Consider the following 14984-nt stretch of genomic DNA (forward strand, 5'->3'; position numbering starts at 1 on the left):
ATGGCACGGACTGTTTTCTGCCAGTACGAACAACGCGAGACCGAGGGCCTGGATTTTTCGCCATGGCCCGGCGAAGCCGGCAAGCGGGTCTTCGACAACATCGGCAAGCCGGCCTGGGCGGCGTGGCTGGCACACCAGACCATGCTGATCAACGAGAACCGACTGTCGCCACTGAACCCGGGGCATCGCGCCTTCCTTGGCGAAGAGATGCTGAAGTTCCTGTTCGGCGGCGGCGCGGACAAACCGCAGGGTTACCGTCCCGCGGATCAGTGAGCCGGAAGATTCGCCGACTTCGCGGCCTTCTCCGCCTGCCGTATCCCGGTCACGTCCAGCGGACGAATGCTGCGGATCCGGCACGGCATGTGGATGGGTGACGGATTGCTCACCCGCACCTCGTCATACCCCGCCTCCACCTGGCCGACGTGATCGGTCACCCCGATCGCCACGCTGTATTCCAGCCCGTCGCAGGGCCCGTACAGTTCCAGCAGCCACGCCTGGTTCGGACGCGTCCAGACCGCCAGGGCGTCATCGCCCAAGGCCTCCCAGCTGTCGAATCGCCCAAGCGACCGGAAGCTCGGAACCGGCGCACCGGCGTGCGCGCGGTAAAGCGCGAGGCGCTGGTCGACCGGTCGTGGCTTCAGGCTCGAGCATCCCGCGCACACCACCGCCGCGACGATCCAACCGACGAAGAATTTCATTGGAAGCTCCTGCGCTGCACCGGAACATCGTCCACCCCGCCTGGCGGTGCGTCCGTGAAAACGGGATTTTCCGCCAATCCGCGACAGCCACGAGGGCAGCCGACTTGCCCGTAAGCGGGCGCCTCCGTATCATCGCGCCCTCACGCAGGGCAAACGCCAGGCGTCACTCAACAGCACCGGCCATGTCAGCGGCCACGCTGCACCCGGCCGGGTAGCTCAGTTGGTAGAGCAGGGGATTGAAAATCCCCGTGTCGGCGGTTCGATTCCGTCCCCGGCCACCATTGAATTCAAGATCCGCACAATCCGCGCCTCGATGCGCGGCGATTGCACATGATGTGACCCTGCGATCACGCGTGGCTCATACAATGCGACCCTCTTCGTCAGCCGTGTCCCGACACATGCGTTCTGCCCTGGCTCCGTTGGCGTGGTCCTGCCTGGCATTGCTGGGAGTCCTGCCCTCTACGGCGCTCGCCTGTGCGACCTGCGGATGCACGCTGAGTACCGATGCGGCGACTGGCTACTCGTCGCAGCCGGGTTGGCGAATCACCGTGGAATCGGTGTATCTCGACCAGGAGCAGTTGCGGCACGGGAGCCATGCGGCCTCGTCGAATGACGTCCTCGACCATCCTGTCGACCCCGCGGCGGACGGCGCGGAAATCGAGCGCGACACGCGAAACCGGTATGACAACCTGTCAGTGAGTTACCGCCCGAATGCCGACTGGGCCGTGGGCCTGCTGCTGCCCTACGTTCAACGCGACCATACGACCTACGGCGAACAGGAAGCGCCTTTCACGCCTGCCGCCATCGCGCCGGACCAGGTCAGCCAAGCCAATGTGTCCGGCTTGGGCGATGCCAGGATCATCGCCAGCTACCAGGGTTTCCTGCCGACGCATAATCTCGGCATGCAGGTCGGCGTCAAATTGCCGACCGGGCGTTACGGCGGGCAGAACGAGGTAACCGGTGAACGCGCGGGGCATCCGGTGACGTTCGATCGGGGTCCAATGGTGGGGGACGCGCTCGATGCCAGCCTGCAAGCGGGGACTGGCAGCACCGACCTGATCGTTGGCGGCTACTACTTCCAGCCGGTCAGCCAGGACTTCGATCTGGTCGTGGACGGACAATTCCAGACCGCCATTGCGCATCGACTGGACGCGGGCGACGCCGACTTCCGTCCGGGCAACGAGGCAACGCTCAATCTCGGCCTGCGTTACGAAGCGCATGCCAAATGGGTGCCGCAGCTGCAGCTGAACCTGCTGCGCAGGAGTGCCGACCAGGGCGCACTGGCCGATCGGTTGAATACAGCGGGCACGGTCGCTTACCTCGCCCCCGGAATCAGCGCCGGCATCGGAAGGAATGTGCAGGTCTACGGCTTCGCGCAGATCCCGGTTTACAGCCATTTGTCGGGATACCAATTGTTTCCACGCTGGACCGCCACCGTCGGCATGAGCGTCGGCTTCTGACGATGATGTGTCGCACCCGGACGCGTTCCATCGGCATGACCTTGCTGCTCGCGCTCGCCGCGGCATTCCCGGTGTATTCGAAAGGCCTGGTCGTCGGTGAGCCAGCCCCACCAATCACGCTGCACACGCTGGATGGCCGGGATATCGATACGCGCGCATTGCGCGGCAAGGTCGTCATCGTCACCTTCTGGGCAACGTGGTGCGGGCCGTGCCGAGAGGAATTGCCGCTGCTCTCGCGTTATGCGGCCGATCATTCGGGCGACGGCCTGGTCGTCCTGGGCTTCAGCCTCGACGACCCCGATGACCTGGACCAGGTGCGCGCCGTATCGCGCAACCTGAGCTTCCCGGTGGGACTGCTGGGTGACCCGCATGTGCCCGGGTACGGACGCATCTGGCATTTGCCGGTGAACTTCACCATCGACCGCGCCGGTCGCCTGGCCGACAACGGATGGAAAGATCGCACGCCTGCCTGGACGGAAGATCGCCTGGAGGCAGTGGTGACGCCCCTGCTCCGGGCGCCCCAGACCAAATAATGAGCGCGCTCGCCTTGCGCTCCCCGTGGGTTCACGCGGCCTGACGGCGTCGTAGCAGACGAACGGGTCAGTCGATACCGACTTCGTCCCGCGCGCATTGATGAAGATTTCCGATCGTATGCAACGGCGTAATGCGTTGGACGACTCGGGGGGCGGCGGCCGAGCATGGCAGCCTCCCCGGACGGATTGCCCGCCATGAGCTCCCGCATCGCGTCATTGCCCGACACCGACCACGACGTGGCCGCCCTTGCGCCGGCGGCAGGCAACAGCCTGGGCGCCAAGCTGCCGGGCCTGCTGCTGGTCGCCGCGATCACGGCGCTGGCGTACGCGCTTCGGCAGATACCGGGAATCGGCCTGCTGAGCCCGATGATCCTTGCGATCGTGATCGGGACCGTGTTCCACAACACGATGTCGACGCCGCTGCGCGCCAAGCCCGGCGTGCAGTTCTCGATGCGGCGGCTGCTGCGCATCGCGATCGTGCTGCTTGGCCTGCAGCTCACGTTCGCACAGCTGGTCGCCGTCGGCGGTCGCGGCATGGCAATCATCGCCACCACGCTGGTGGCGACGTTCCTGTTCACCCGTTGGCTTGGCGCGCGGCTCGGAGTGGAACGCAAACTGGCCGAACTCATCGCCGCCGGCACGTCGATCTGCGGCGCATCGGCGGTGATCGCGACCAACACGGTGACACGCGGCAGCGACGAGGACGTCGCGTACGCCGTCGCCTGCGTGACGGTATTCGGCTCGCTGGCGATGTTCGTGCTTCCGCTGCTGGCCGGCGTGCTGCAGCTCGATGCGCACGCGTTCGGGCTGTGGTCTGGCGCGTCGATCCACGAGATCGCGCAGGTGGTCGCCGCGGCGTTCCAGCGCGGACAGCAGGCCGGTGAGTTCGGCACGATCGCCAAGCTCAGCCGGGTGATGCTGCTGGCGCCGGTCGTGCTGACTCTGGGCTGGCGCGCGGCGCGCAGTGGCACCGGCGGCGGCGACGCAGCCCGGAACACGGTGCCGGTGCCCTGGTTCGTGATCGGCTTCGTGGCGCTGGCCGCGATCAACAGCCTGGTCACCATACCGGCGCCGGTCCTGCACTGGATGGCACTGCTGACGACGATCCTGCTGACAATGGCGCTGGCGGCGATGGGCCTGGAGACCGACATCCGCAAGCTCAGGGCGAAGGGCCTGCGCCCGTTCGCCCTTGGCGCGCTGGCATGGCTGTTCATCGCCGGCTTCAGCCTGTCGGCGATCAAACTCTTCGCCTGACGGCGGCGGCCGCGCCACGCGGCGCGTGACGGCGCTCGCTACACTACGACGCGTCACCGCTGCCGGATGCGCTGGACCCGTGATGACCCTCGATCACCTGCGTGTGTTCGTTGCCGTCGCCGAGGCGCTGCACGTCACCCGCGCGGCAGAGAAGCTGCACATGACGCAGTCCGCGGCCAGCGCGTCGATCGCCACGCTGGAATCGCGCTACGACACGAAGCTGTTCTACCGTGTCGGCCGCGGCATCGAGCTCACGCGCGAAGGCGAACGCTTCCTGCCGGAGGCACGCGCGGTACTGCAGCGTGCGGCAGCCGCCGAGCTCGCGCTCGGCGAACTCGCCGGCCATCTGCGCGGCGAGCTGCATGTCGCGGCCAGCCAGACCGTGGTCAACGACTGGCTGCCAGCGCGCCTGGTCGCCTACCACGCGCTGTACCCGGACATGCGCGTGCAGGTCCGGTCATGCAACACCGAACAGGCCGGGCGCGCGGTCCTCGACGGCGCGGCGGATCTCGCCGTCGTCGAAGGCACGATCGATGACGACGTGTTCACGACCATCGAGGTGCCGGGCGATCGGCTCATGCTGGTGATGCCGACCGGACACGCATGGGCAAGGCGCAAGCGCATCGGCGCGGAGGAGTTGCGCGATGCCGTGTGGGTGATGCGCGAACGTGGCTCCGGCACGCGCCGCGTCATCGAGGATGCGCTGCAGGCGCAAGGCGTCGACCCGCGGTCGCTGCGCATCGCCATCGAACTGCCTTCCAATGAATCGGTGCTGGCGGCAGTCGAGGCGGGCGCCGGCATCACCGCGGTGTCGGAGCTCGCTGCGCGTCGCCGCGGTCTTCCAATGATCGACCTGGGGCTTCCGCCGCGGCGCTTCACCATCCTGTTCCATCGCGAGCGGACGCCCAACCGGGCGCAGCAGGCGCTGCTGGAATTGCTCGTTGCCGAATAGTCCGCGACGCCGTGGCGCGACGCCAGCTCATCCGCGAACCGTTTGCCGACCATGCCGTGGCAGCGCGACGGAGACGATGGCCGCGAGCGTCACCAGCACGGCGGACACCGCAAGGCACGCCGCGATTCCGTACCGCTGGAATATCCAGCCCGACAGCACCGTGCCCAAGAGCCGGCCCATTGCGTTGGCCATGTAATAGAAGCCGACGTCCAGCGACACGCCGTCCTCGCTGGCATAGCTCACGATCAGGTAGCTGTGCAACGAGGAGTTGATCGCGAACAGCACGCCGAACACGGACAGGCCAATCACCAGCACCAGCTGGGCCGATTGGCCCTGCACGAGCAGCATCGCCATCAGCGCGGGGACCAAAGCCAGGGCCGCTGCCCATGTGAATGCCGCGCGGCCATCGGGCAGCCTGCCGGTGCGCCGACCGGTCACGTATGGCGCCAGCGATTGCACGATGCCGTAGCCGATCACCCACGCGGCGAGGAAGCCGCCGACCTGCCAGAAATCCCAGCCCAGCGATGCGGAAAGGAACACCGGCAGGGCGACCACGAACCAGACATCGCGGGCACCGAACAGGAACATCCGCGCGGCGGACAACAGGTTGATCGCGCGGCTCTTGGAAACGATGTCGCGGAACTTCGACTTGTCCTTCGCCCTGCCGAGGTCGCGCTTGAGCAGGAACAAGCTCGCCATCCAGACCAGCAGCAGTCCAGCCGCCATGATCGCCACCGCGGGCGCGAATCCCACGGTCGTCAGCAACGCTCCTCCGAGGAAGAATCCAACCCCCTTGAGTGCATTCTTGGATCCGGTCAGCGCCGCGACCCAACGGTAGAGCGCGCCCTGCTGGTCGCCCGGCACCAGGAGCTTGATGCTGCTCTTGGCGCTCATCTTGTTGAGGTCCTTGGCGATGCCCGACATCGCCTGTGCCGCCATCACCCAGGGCACCACCAGCCACGCGGACGGCACCAGCAGCATCGACAGGGCAACGACCTGCAATGCCAGGCCGATGTTCATGGTGCGATTCAAACCGATGCGTGCGCCGAGCCAGCCGCCGACCAGATTGGTGATCACACCGAAGATCTCGTAGAACAGGAACAGCATGGCCACCTGCAACGGGCCGTAGCCGAGCTTGTAGAAATGCAGCACGACGAGCATGCGCAACGCGCCGTCGGTCAGGGTGAAAGCCCAGTAGTTGCCGGTGATCAGCAGGTACTGGCGGACGTCCGGCGACAGGCGGGCAAGCACGGGTCAGCGGTCCGCGTTGCCGACGAGCCGGACGAGTTCGGCCGTGCGGTTCACGTAGCCCCATTCGTTGTCGTACCAGGCATAGATCTTGACCTGGGTTCCGTTGACGACCAGCGTCGACAGCGCATCGACGATGCTCGAGCGCGGATCGTGGAGAAAGTCGATCGACACCAGCGGTCGCGTTTCATATCCGAGGATGTCCTTGAGCCCGCCTTCGGCCGCGGCGCGAAGCAGGCCGTTCACCTCTTCCACCGTGGTCGCCCGTTCGACCTCGAACACGCAGTCGGTGAGCGAGGCGTTGGTCAGCGGCACGCGCACGGCGTGCCCATCCAGGCGCCCCTTGAGCTCGGGGAATATCTCGGCGATCGCGGTTGCCGAACCGGTGGACGTCGGGATCAGGCTGGATCCGCAGGACCGCGCACGCCGCAGGTCCTTGTGTGGTGCGTCGACGATCACCTGGGTATTGGTGAGGCTGTGGATCGTGGTGAGGCTGCCGTGGCGGATGCCGATGTTCTCGTGGATGACCTTGACCACCGGGGCCAGGCAGTTGGTCGTGCATGACGCGGCTGACACGATGCGGTGCCGTGCCGGATCGAAGCGCTGATGGTTCACGCCCATGACGACGTCCAGCGCACCGGCGGACTTCACCGGCGCGGTCACGACCACGCGCTTCACGCCCTGGTCCAGGTAGGGTTGCAGCACGTCGGGCTTGCGGAACTTTCCAGACGATTCGACCACGACGTCGCAGCCCGACCAATCCGTCGCCGCCAGCTCCCTGTTGCGGGTGAGCGGAATGCGCGCGCCGTCGATCACCAGCGCATCGCCATCGGCGGTGGCCGCGTACTCCCAGCGCCCGTGCACCGAATCGAAGTTCAGCAGGTGCGCGAGCGTGGCCGCATCGCCTGCCGGGTCGTTGATCCGGACGAACGTGATCGCGGGATCACCCCAGGCCGCACGCAAGCTGAGGCGTCCCATGCGGCCGAAGCCATTGATGCCAACGCGAATGGTCATTTGGATCCCTACGCAATGTGAAAGAAAACGTCGACACAGCTGAACCAGCTGGCCCCGGCCGGCAACAGCGGCTCGATGCACGCGCGCAGTCTAGCGAACGCCAATCGCTGGACAGCCAGATCGAATGACTCGCGCAATGCGCGCAAGCCCCCCGGCCCCGCCGTGGGAAAACCCCTACACGCAGGCGACGTGTCGGCCGACTGCCATCAGCGAACGGGTGGCGCAACCTGAGGCCAGCTGCATCGCGATGCACTCCTGTCATCGCCCTGCATCATGCCCATGGGAATGTGGCACCTGGATACGTGGCACCCAGGCGCGACAACCTCGAACATTGGAGTACTGCAGTGGAACGCAAGATCGTATCGATGGCACCAGCGCAGTACGGCTGGAGGATCGAGGTTCCGGAGCGCGCGCCGGTCACCATTGCCGACATGCCGCTCGCCATCCTGGTGGCCTGCAACCTGGCACGGGCCGAGTACCGGGCCAGTGGAAAGCCCACGGCGGTCAAGGTCCGCATGCTCTGCGGGGATGGCGTCATGATGGGGTTCTGCGGCTGACCCGCGCCGATACCCTCCGGGCCGTCGCTCGGCGCAGGCGCGCCGATCGCGCTTCGACATCGCGGCGCCATCATCCGCCCGCTGGCAACATCCCCCGCCTTGACTCCAGCTGGCGAGGCTTCCATGCCGCACTGCACGGTCCGCTATCAGGTCAGGCTTGTGCCGAAGGCTCCGGATGCCATCGCCATGAATGCCGTCGGAGTCTTCACCGAAGAACGCCTCGTGGGTGAATTGGGCGAACCCGGCCCACTGCTGTCGCGCCGGCTCGAGACCTTCACCGGCCCGGCCGGAAGTTCGATCAAGGCAATGGTGACCTACGGTGACGGTTGGCACGTTGACGTACAGGAGCGCATAGGACCGCTGGAATGGAGCGGTTGATCACGGCGTCTGCAGGTGCGCGGCCAGACCCGGCTCCCTGCTGAACCGCCCCGACGGCCGCTTCACACTGTCCCTGCGAACCTCGCCGCGCCCAGGGGATTGTCCCTGGGTTCGATGGAACAGGGGCTGTCATGGCGGATACGGCGGATCGGCGACTACCGATCAATGAATCATCAGGCGTCCTGAAGCGGGGGCTCAACGAGGAGCAACTGCTGACGCTCTACACACTGGAACGGTTCGGCTGGGAATTGAAGTTCATTCGCGGCAGCGCGAGCCACAAGGAAGCGGTTCTCTTCGACCCGGACTCGCGGAAATATGCCGTCCTTGGCGTCGATGGCACCGTTGACGACAACCCGATCTTCCACCGGTTCCGATAGTCGGCTGGAATTGCGGTCGCCAGGTGCCGTCGGCCGCATCGTGATGGCATCGCTGGCTGGCCTTCGCTGGCCTTCGCTTCCCTTCGACCGGCGCCGCCCGGCCAACCTTGATCAGGATCAATGATCAATGCGCCGACTGGACGGTTAATGGCTGCACCCGGCCCGGGCCGGACAAGGGAGAGCGCAGGCATGTTCAAGGATATCGTCGTCCCGCGGACGGGCACTCCGGCCGATGCCGATGCCCTGGCAATGGCCATCGACCTGGCATCCAGGCTCGAAGCGCACCTGGCGGTCATGGAGATGGTCAACCTGCCGATGTTGTCGGCAGGCCCCTGGGGGCTGATGCCCGAGGTGGGGCTCGTCGACCTGTACAAGACACTGAGGGAGCAAGGCGAGCGCAACGTGGTGCAGTTGCGGGCGCGGCTGGAGAAAGAAGCCATCTCATCGGAAGTCAGGCTGGTCGAGTCGCTCTACGAGGAGCCATTCCACATGGCGGCGCATTGCGCCCATTACGCGGACCTCTCGATCGTTGCCGGCGCGGCTGGCGAAGGCAGCGAAGGCAATACCACCCGCTCGTACCTGGGGAGCCTGCTGATCGAATCCGGCAGGCCGGTCATGGTGGTGCCGCAGGGGTGCAAGGTGCCGATGCTCCCCCGCCGCATCGTGGTTGCGTGGAAGCCGACGCGCGAAGCCGCCAGGGCAGTCCATGACGCGATGCCGTTCCTGTGCCGGGCCGAGAACGTCGACGTCGTGGTCGTCAATCCGATCGGTGGCGATCGCGGCCACGGCGAGCAACCGGGAGCCGACATCGCGACCCACCTGACGCGGCATGGCGTCAAGGTCAATGTCGTCGTGCTCAAGTCCGATCGTGACGACATCAGCCGCGCGCTGCTTCGACATGCCGGCGACATGGATGCGCAACTGCTGGTCGCCGGTGGCTATGGCCATTCGCGCTTCCGGGAGTGGGCGCTGGGTGGCGTGACCCGCGAACTGGTCATGGACTCCGCGCTGCCGTTGTTCTTCTCGCACTGAGTTCCGGCCCGGGGGCGCGGCTGGGACCATGGTCCCGCCGCTGGGCGGATGATGTTCCCTGCAGCACGACTCAGTGGGCGGTGTAACCACCGTCGATGACCAGCTCCGAGCCGGTGACGAACTTCGATTCGTCGGACGCCAGGTACACCACGCCCCATGCGATGTCGTCGGGCTCGCCAATGTGGCCCAGCGGATGCAGCTGGTCGACCGCCTTCCTGGCCTCGGCAAGATCCGTGGCGCCGCTCTCGCGCAGGTGATGCTCGACCATCGGTGTCCAGATGAAACCCGGGTGGATGGAATTGACGCGGATCCGGTCGGCCGCGTAACACATCGCATCGGTCTTGCTCATCAACCGGACCGCACCCTTGGAGGCATGGTATGGCGGCACGTCCGGTGCCCCGACAAGGCCATAGATCGACGACAGGTTGATGATGCTGCCCCCGCCCGCGCGCCGCATGTGCGCGATCGAGTGCTTGGTGCAGAAGAACACGCCCTTGACGTTGACGGCCTGGACCGCATCCCATTCCTGCTCGGTGATTTCGTGCGTGGGCTTGTTGGCCCCGGCGATACCGGCGTTGTTGACGAGGACGTCGATCGCACCATAACGATCGGCGACGCCGTCGATCGCCGCCTTGACCTCCGCCTCGCGCGACACGTTGACGTGCCAGTAGTGCGCCTGGCGTCCATTGGCGTGCAACTCCTCCACCAGGTCGCGGCCGTCCTTGTCCAGGACATCGAACAGCGCCAGGTTGGCGCCGGCCTCGGCGAGGCGATGCACGCACGCCCGTCCAATCCCCAGCGCGGCGCCGGTGACGATGCAGACCTTGCCCTTGACGCGTTGCACGGGGCTTCTCTTCGGTGTCATGGCACGACCAGCCCTGGCTTGACATCGTGTTCGTGCACGCTGCCGGCGGACGCGCCATCGGGAAGTGTCGCCACTCCGGGCTCGACCTCGATCAGGTTGACCACGCTCCCCACGCCGCTCACGTTGCGGACCGTCGATCCCACGGTGTTCTTCTGCCGGAAACTCGTCACGCTGCCAGTGAGCGTGACCATGCCATCGACGATGTTCAGGTCGATGCGCGACACGTCGACGGTCGGCTCGGATTCGAGCTCGGCGATGATCCTGCGAATCAGTTGCGGGTCGTACATGGCGATCCTGGCAGGTGGCAGAGCAGTAGTAGACGACCCGTGGGTGGGGCCGATATTGACGCAGGTCAACGGCCGCTGCACGCGCCTCAGGCCGATGCGTGGGCAACGCCTTGGCGATGATGGCGACCACCAACCCCGCGCCCAAGGCGCTTGAGCAGGACGACGACGAGCAGCGGCAACGCGACGGCGAGCAGCCACCACCCGAGCGGCGCGGGAGCGAACCCGAACCAGCGCGCCGGACCCGCCATGCGCGTCACCAGCACGAGAAACACCGATGCCATGGCCGTGACCGCCCAGAACGCCACATTCCTGTGTCGCAAGGTCGTCAGCATCGACGCACCCGACCGGTACAGTGTGATGAGACCGAGGTTGCCGGCGACCAGCGCGGTGAACGCGAGCGACCCCACTTGCGGCGCCGGGAGCGCCTGCCAGGTGCCGATGGCGTACACGGCGGCCACCACCAGGAACATCACCGCGCCGTGGCCGAGGCTGACCAGCAGGCTCGCCATGCCCAGCAGGCGTTCGCCGGAGGGGCGCGGCGGGCGACGCATGATGTCGTCCGTTGCCGTCTCCTGCTCGAACACGATGGAGCAGGCCGGATCGATGATCAGCTCCAGGAAGACCACGTGCAGCGGCAACAACACCAGCGGGCCGCCCGCCAGCAGCGGCAACAACGCCAGCCCGGCAATCGGAACGTGCACCGCGAGGATGTAGTGCACGGCGCGGCGGATGTTGGCGTAGATGTTCCGGCCCTGCCGGATGGCGTGCACCACGGTGACGAAGTTGTCGTCCAGCAGCACGATCGATGCCGCCTCCCGCGCAACGTCGGTACCGCGGCCGCCCATCGCGATGCCGACGTGGGACGCCATCAGTGCTGGTGCGTCATTGACCCCATCCCCCGTCATCGCCACGACGTGGCCGTCGCGCTTGAGCGCGTTGACCAGTCGTAGCTTGTGCTCGGGATGGACGCGCGCGAAGACGTTGCTGTTCGCCACGCGGTGCGCAAGGGTGTCGTCGTCCATGGCCTCGATGTCCCGGCCCAGGATCACGTCGCCCTCGCCGTCCAGCCCGGCCTGCCGCGCGATGGCGCGCGCGGTTTCCAGGTGGTCGCCCGTCAGCATGATCACGCGCACCCCGGCGGCGCGCGCCTCCGCGACCGCCTCGGGCACGCCTGCACGCAAGGGGTCGGCGAACCCCACCAGGCCGCACCAGCGGAATGCGAAATCGCCCATCCCGGGCGGGATCGTCGTCGCGTCCGCCGATGCCGCCGCCAGCACGCGCAGGCCGCGTCGCGCCATGGCGTCGACTTCGCCGAGCACATGCCCGCGCTCGTCCGGCTGCAGGCGACACAGGTCCGCGACGGTTTCCGGCGCGCCCTTGCACGCCGCGATGCGCACGCCATCGGCCTGCAGCCAGACATGCGTAACCGCCGGACATCCCGGCGACAGTGGATATTCCCGCAGGTGCCGCGGCGCACCGGGTCCATCGCCGGTGAATCCGGCGGCCTCGTGCAGCGCGCGCTCCATGGGGTCATGCGAATGCAGTCGGCTCGCCAGCGCCGCGATGTCGAGCAATCGGCGTAGCGCGGCATTCGTGGACCCCGCATCGCCGCATTCGCCATCGCTGCGCAGTTCGGCGACGGCCATCCTGTTCTCGGTAAGCGTGCCGGTCTTGTCGGTGCACAGGACCGTCGTCGCACCGAGCGCTTCGATTGCCGGGGTCCTTCGCACGAGGGCCTGTTGCTGTGCCATGCGCCAGGCTCCCAGTGCCAGGAAGACCGCCAGCACCACCGGGAATTCCTCCGGGATCGTCGCCATCGCAAGCGTCAGGCCGGCCAGCAATGCCGGCAACCAGCCGCCGCGCGTCATCAGGTACAGCACCGACATCATCACGCACGCCGCCAGTGCCAAAGCCGCGAACACGACCACGATGCGACGCATTTCGCGTTGCATCGCAGTGGGCTCGACATGGATGGATCGCAGCGCCACGCCGATGCGCCCGACTGCCGTGCGCGATCCCGTCGCCACCACGACCGCCCGTCCATGCCCGCGCACCACCAGTGTGCTCGCGTGCAGCAATGCATCCTCGTCTGCGGCCTGCGCGACACCGCGCCGCACCGGCACCGATTCGCCGGTCAGCAGCGACTCGTCGGCATACAGATCGGTTTCGTCGAGCACGCGCGCGTCGGCGGCGATGCGCTCGCCTTCGGCCACGAGGAGCACGTCGCCGACGACGACATCCAGCGACGGCACCATGCGCGGCTCGCCATCGCGGATGACCCGCGCCCGCGGCGTGGCCATTTCGCGCAGGGCCTGCAACGCACGCTCGGACTTGCGCTCCTGGTACACGGTCAAGCCGATCACCACCAATACCGACGCGCCCAGCAGCGCCGCCTCCTGCGGATCCCCGAGCAGCATGTACACGGCGGTCGCGGCCAGCAGCAACAGCAGCATCGGCTCGCGCAGGACACTGGCGACCGTCGCCCACGGGTGCTTTCGTTCGGGCTCGGGGAGCGCGTTGGCACCATCGCGCTGCAGCCGCGCGGCTGCTTCATCGCTGCTGAGTCCCGGCAACGCCTCCGGCGTGGGCGTACCCACGCTCGCGTCAGGCGCCTGCGGGAATGACGACATGGATGCAGTCGGGATCGGTCGTTACCTGTCGACAGCCATCATACGCAGGGCAATCCTGGCCGTGCATCGGCGGCCATGCGCCCGACTCAGACGATCTCCACCTGGTCCACGACGGTCCTCACGCCCGGCGCGGACCACACCGCCTGTTCCACTGCCTCGCGTTCTTCCCAGTTGTCGACGTGGCCGCGGATCTCCACCGAGCCGTCGTCACCGACCCGGATCTCGATGTCGCCCGCTTCGATTTCCGCGTGCCGCTCCAGTGCGCCGAGGATGCGCTGCTTCACATCGGCGGGTTGCGCCGTCGGCGCCAGCACGACCTGGTTGATGATGCCCCTGACCCCGCTCAACTTGCGCACTTCGTACTCGGCCAGCGTTCGCTGGTAATTCCATGGTACTTGACCGTTCAGCGTCACCCAGCCGTCCTGCACCTTGACCCGCACGGCTTCGGTCGGAATCGCACTGCTCCAGTCCAAAATCGCCAGCGCGCGACCCGCGATCTCGTCGTCATTGATCTTCTTGTCTTCCGGACACCGGACCTCGATGTCCTGCGCGATCGCCTTGACGCCCTTCACCCGCCATGCCGCGCGTTCGGCAGTCGCTTTCTGCAGGACGCTGGGCACGTGGCCGGCAAGCGTGACCACGCCGTCCTCGGCCACGACGGTGATGTGGGACGCATCGATGCTGGGTTCGAATTCAAGCTGGTCGACGACGCGTTGCCGTAGTTCGCGGTTGTGGTTGTCCATGTCGCTTGCCCATGGTCACTCGGAGACATCATTGATCCATGGCACTGCATCGGCCTGTTGATCTGGATCAGGAAAGCGTTCGCAACCGCTTCGTTGATCTGGATCAACCCCTCTTCTGGCGGCATCAGCACAGTGGCCGCAGTCCAGTCGAGCCGTGACCGGAACTGCATCCGACCTGCGTACACACGGAGAAATCAATGAAAACGCTGGCCACCCATTGCGCGATCGCACTGATGATCGCTTCGGTCCCGATGGCGTGGGCCCAGGACGCCGACAAGAAGGCAGCCCAGCCCGAGGCGCAGGCGCAGGACACAACGGCTGCCAAAGAGGAGAAGAGCCCCGTCGATGCGGTCCGCGACTATTCGGTCGAGCGGCGCTCGGAAGCCGTCGCCGCCGCCCGGCGCGCCACGGATGAGCTGGACACCCAGATGGAGCGCCTGCAGACGCAGACGAGCGAAGGCTGGTCACGCATGAGCACTGCGACCAGGGAGCGGTCGCGGAAGGAAATGGCGGACCTCCAAGCACGACGCAACACGCTGGCCGAATGGGTCGGCGGCATGAAGCACGGATCCGCTGGCGCGTGGACCGAAGTCAAGACCGGATTCGGGAAGAGCTACGACGAGCTTGCATCGGCCCTGCGCAAGGCGCGCGCCGAATTCCGCCAGGCCCCCGCGGAAAAGCCTGCTCCGACGCCGGAGAAGCCAGCAGACAAGAAGGGAGGATGACACTGGCCGATGGCGCACGGGCCGCGGATTGCCGCGGATCCGGATGCCTGTTACGTGCCGTTACATAGCGTTACGCGCCGCACATCCAGTCGAGACCGACCGGGCATAAGGTGGGCTGACGTCCCGCGGAGTGCCGGTGCGATGTTCGATACCCATGACGTTGTCGATTCGCGGCAGCCAACCGCGTCCACGCCTGAATTCATTCCACCGGCGCAGTCTCCGCCCCTGTCG

Annotated in this window: 17 protein-coding genes and 1 tRNA gene; 11 read left to right on the top strand and 7 right to left on the bottom strand. The window is 66.6% G+C overall.

Annotation, left to right across the window (positions count from 1 at the left end):
* A complete protein-coding gene (locus GST15_RS05660; RefSeq protein WP_159016241.1) occupies positions 1-273 on the top strand; it encodes an oxidative damage protection protein in 273 nt (90 codons plus the stop codon).
* On the opposite strand, the gene GST15_RS05665 is transcribed toward GST15_RS05660, so the two are convergent.
* Positions 267-698, bottom strand: coding sequence for a DUF6491 family protein (locus tag GST15_RS05665; protein ID WP_159016242.1), 432 nt, complete (start codon positions 696-698; stop codon positions 267-269). The genes GST15_RS05660 and GST15_RS05665 overlap by 7 nt on opposite strands.
* Before the next feature lie 205 nt (positions 699-903).
* On the opposite strand from GST15_RS05665, the gene GST15_RS05670 reads away from it, so the two are divergent.
* The 5 genes from GST15_RS05670 to GST15_RS05690 all read left to right on the top strand — a co-directional run bounded on the left by GST15_RS05670 (position 904) and on the right by GST15_RS05690 (position 4897).
* A tRNA-Phe gene (locus tag GST15_RS05670) sits at positions 904-979 on the top strand.
* A 117-nt stretch (positions 980-1096) separates the two neighbouring features.
* Positions 1097-2158, top strand: coding sequence for a transporter (locus tag GST15_RS05675; RefSeq protein WP_159016243.1), 1062 nt, complete (start codon positions 1097-1099; stop codon positions 2156-2158).
* Positions 2159-2160: 2 nt separating this feature from the next.
* A complete protein-coding gene (locus GST15_RS05680; protein WP_233263059.1) occupies positions 2161-2691 on the top strand; it encodes a TlpA disulfide reductase family protein in 531 nt (176 codons plus the stop codon).
* A 195-nt stretch (positions 2692-2886) separates the two neighbouring features.
* Positions 2887-3945 carry a YeiH family protein gene (locus GST15_RS05685; RefSeq protein WP_159016244.1) on the top strand — a complete coding sequence of 353 codons (1059 nt, stop codon included), beginning with the start codon at positions 2887-2889 and terminating at the stop codon, positions 3943-3945.
* A gap of 82 nt (positions 3946-4027) precedes the next feature.
* Entirely contained in the window at positions 4028-4897 is an 870-nt protein-coding gene (locus tag GST15_RS05690; protein ID WP_159016245.1) for a LysR family transcriptional regulator, read from the top strand.
* A gap of 27 nt (positions 4898-4924) precedes the next feature.
* On the opposite strand, the gene arsJ is transcribed toward GST15_RS05690, so the two are convergent.
* Both arsJ and GST15_RS05700 read right to left on the bottom strand, forming a co-directional pair.
* The gene (arsJ, locus tag GST15_RS05695) at positions 4925-6148 is read right to left on the bottom strand and encodes an organoarsenical effux MFS transporter ArsJ (RefSeq protein WP_159016246.1); all 1224 of its coding nucleotides are present in this window, start codon (positions 6146-6148) and stop codon (positions 4925-4927) included.
* 3 nt (positions 6149-6151) lie between these two features.
* Positions 6152-7159 carry an ArsJ-associated glyceraldehyde-3-phosphate dehydrogenase gene (locus tag GST15_RS05700; protein ID WP_159016247.1) on the bottom strand — a complete coding sequence of 336 codons (1008 nt, stop codon included), beginning with the start codon at positions 7157-7159 and terminating at the stop codon, positions 6152-6154.
* Positions 7160-7503: 344 nt separating this feature from the next.
* On the opposite strand from GST15_RS05700, the gene GST15_RS05705 reads away from it, so the two are divergent.
* The 4 genes from GST15_RS05705 to GST15_RS05720 all read left to right on the top strand — a co-directional run bounded on the left by GST15_RS05705 (position 7504) and on the right by GST15_RS05720 (position 9503).
* The gene (locus tag GST15_RS05705; protein ID WP_159016248.1) at positions 7504-7716 is read left to right on the top strand and encodes a hypothetical protein; all 213 of its coding nucleotides are present in this window, start codon (positions 7504-7506) and stop codon (positions 7714-7716) included.
* 186 nt (positions 7717-7902) lie between these two features.
* On the top strand, positions 7903-8094 hold the full coding sequence (locus GST15_RS05710; RefSeq protein WP_159016249.1) for a hypothetical protein: 192 nt from the start codon (positions 7903-7905) through the stop codon (positions 8092-8094).
* 131 nt (positions 8095-8225) lie between these two features.
* On the top strand, positions 8226-8471 hold the full coding sequence (locus GST15_RS05715; protein ID WP_159016250.1) for a hypothetical protein: 246 nt from the start codon (positions 8226-8228) through the stop codon (positions 8469-8471).
* Positions 8472-8660: 189 nt separating this feature from the next.
* Positions 8661-9503 carry a universal stress protein gene (locus tag GST15_RS05720; RefSeq protein ID WP_159016251.1) on the top strand — a complete coding sequence of 281 codons (843 nt, stop codon included), beginning with the start codon at positions 8661-8663 and terminating at the stop codon, positions 9501-9503.
* A gap of 70 nt (positions 9504-9573) precedes the next feature.
* Here GST15_RS05720 and GST15_RS05725 read toward each other — a convergent pair whose 3' ends face one another.
* The 4 genes from GST15_RS05725 to GST15_RS05740 all read right to left on the bottom strand — a co-directional run bounded on the left by GST15_RS05725 (position 9574) and on the right by GST15_RS05740 (position 14028).
* The gene (locus GST15_RS05725; RefSeq protein WP_159016252.1) at positions 9574-10347 is read right to left on the bottom strand and encodes an SDR family NAD(P)-dependent oxidoreductase; all 774 of its coding nucleotides are present in this window, start codon (positions 10345-10347) and stop codon (positions 9574-9576) included.
* A gap of 17 nt (positions 10348-10364) precedes the next feature.
* Complete coding sequence (locus GST15_RS05730) at positions 10365-10655, bottom strand: BON domain-containing protein (RefSeq protein ID WP_159016253.1); 291 nt, start codon at positions 10653-10655, stop codon at positions 10365-10367.
* An 86-nt stretch (positions 10656-10741) separates the two neighbouring features.
* Entirely contained in the window at positions 10742-13285 is a 2544-nt protein-coding gene (locus tag GST15_RS05735) for a cation-translocating P-type ATPase (RefSeq protein ID WP_159016254.1), read from the bottom strand.
* An 86-nt stretch (positions 13286-13371) separates the two neighbouring features.
* Entirely contained in the window at positions 13372-14028 is a 657-nt protein-coding gene (locus GST15_RS05740) for a BON domain-containing protein (RefSeq protein WP_159016255.1), read from the bottom strand.
* A gap of 197 nt (positions 14029-14225) precedes the next feature.
* On the opposite strand from GST15_RS05740, the gene GST15_RS05745 reads away from it, so the two are divergent.
* Complete coding sequence (locus GST15_RS05745) at positions 14226-14753, top strand: hypothetical protein (protein ID WP_159016256.1); 528 nt, start codon at positions 14226-14228, stop codon at positions 14751-14753.
* Positions 14754-14984 lie beyond the last annotated feature (231 nt).

Origin of the sequence: Cognatiluteimonas profundi, assembly GCF_009792795.1 — a bacterium.
Lineage (GTDB): Bacteria > Pseudomonadota > Gammaproteobacteria > Xanthomonadales > Xanthomonadaceae > Cognatiluteimonas > Cognatiluteimonas profundi.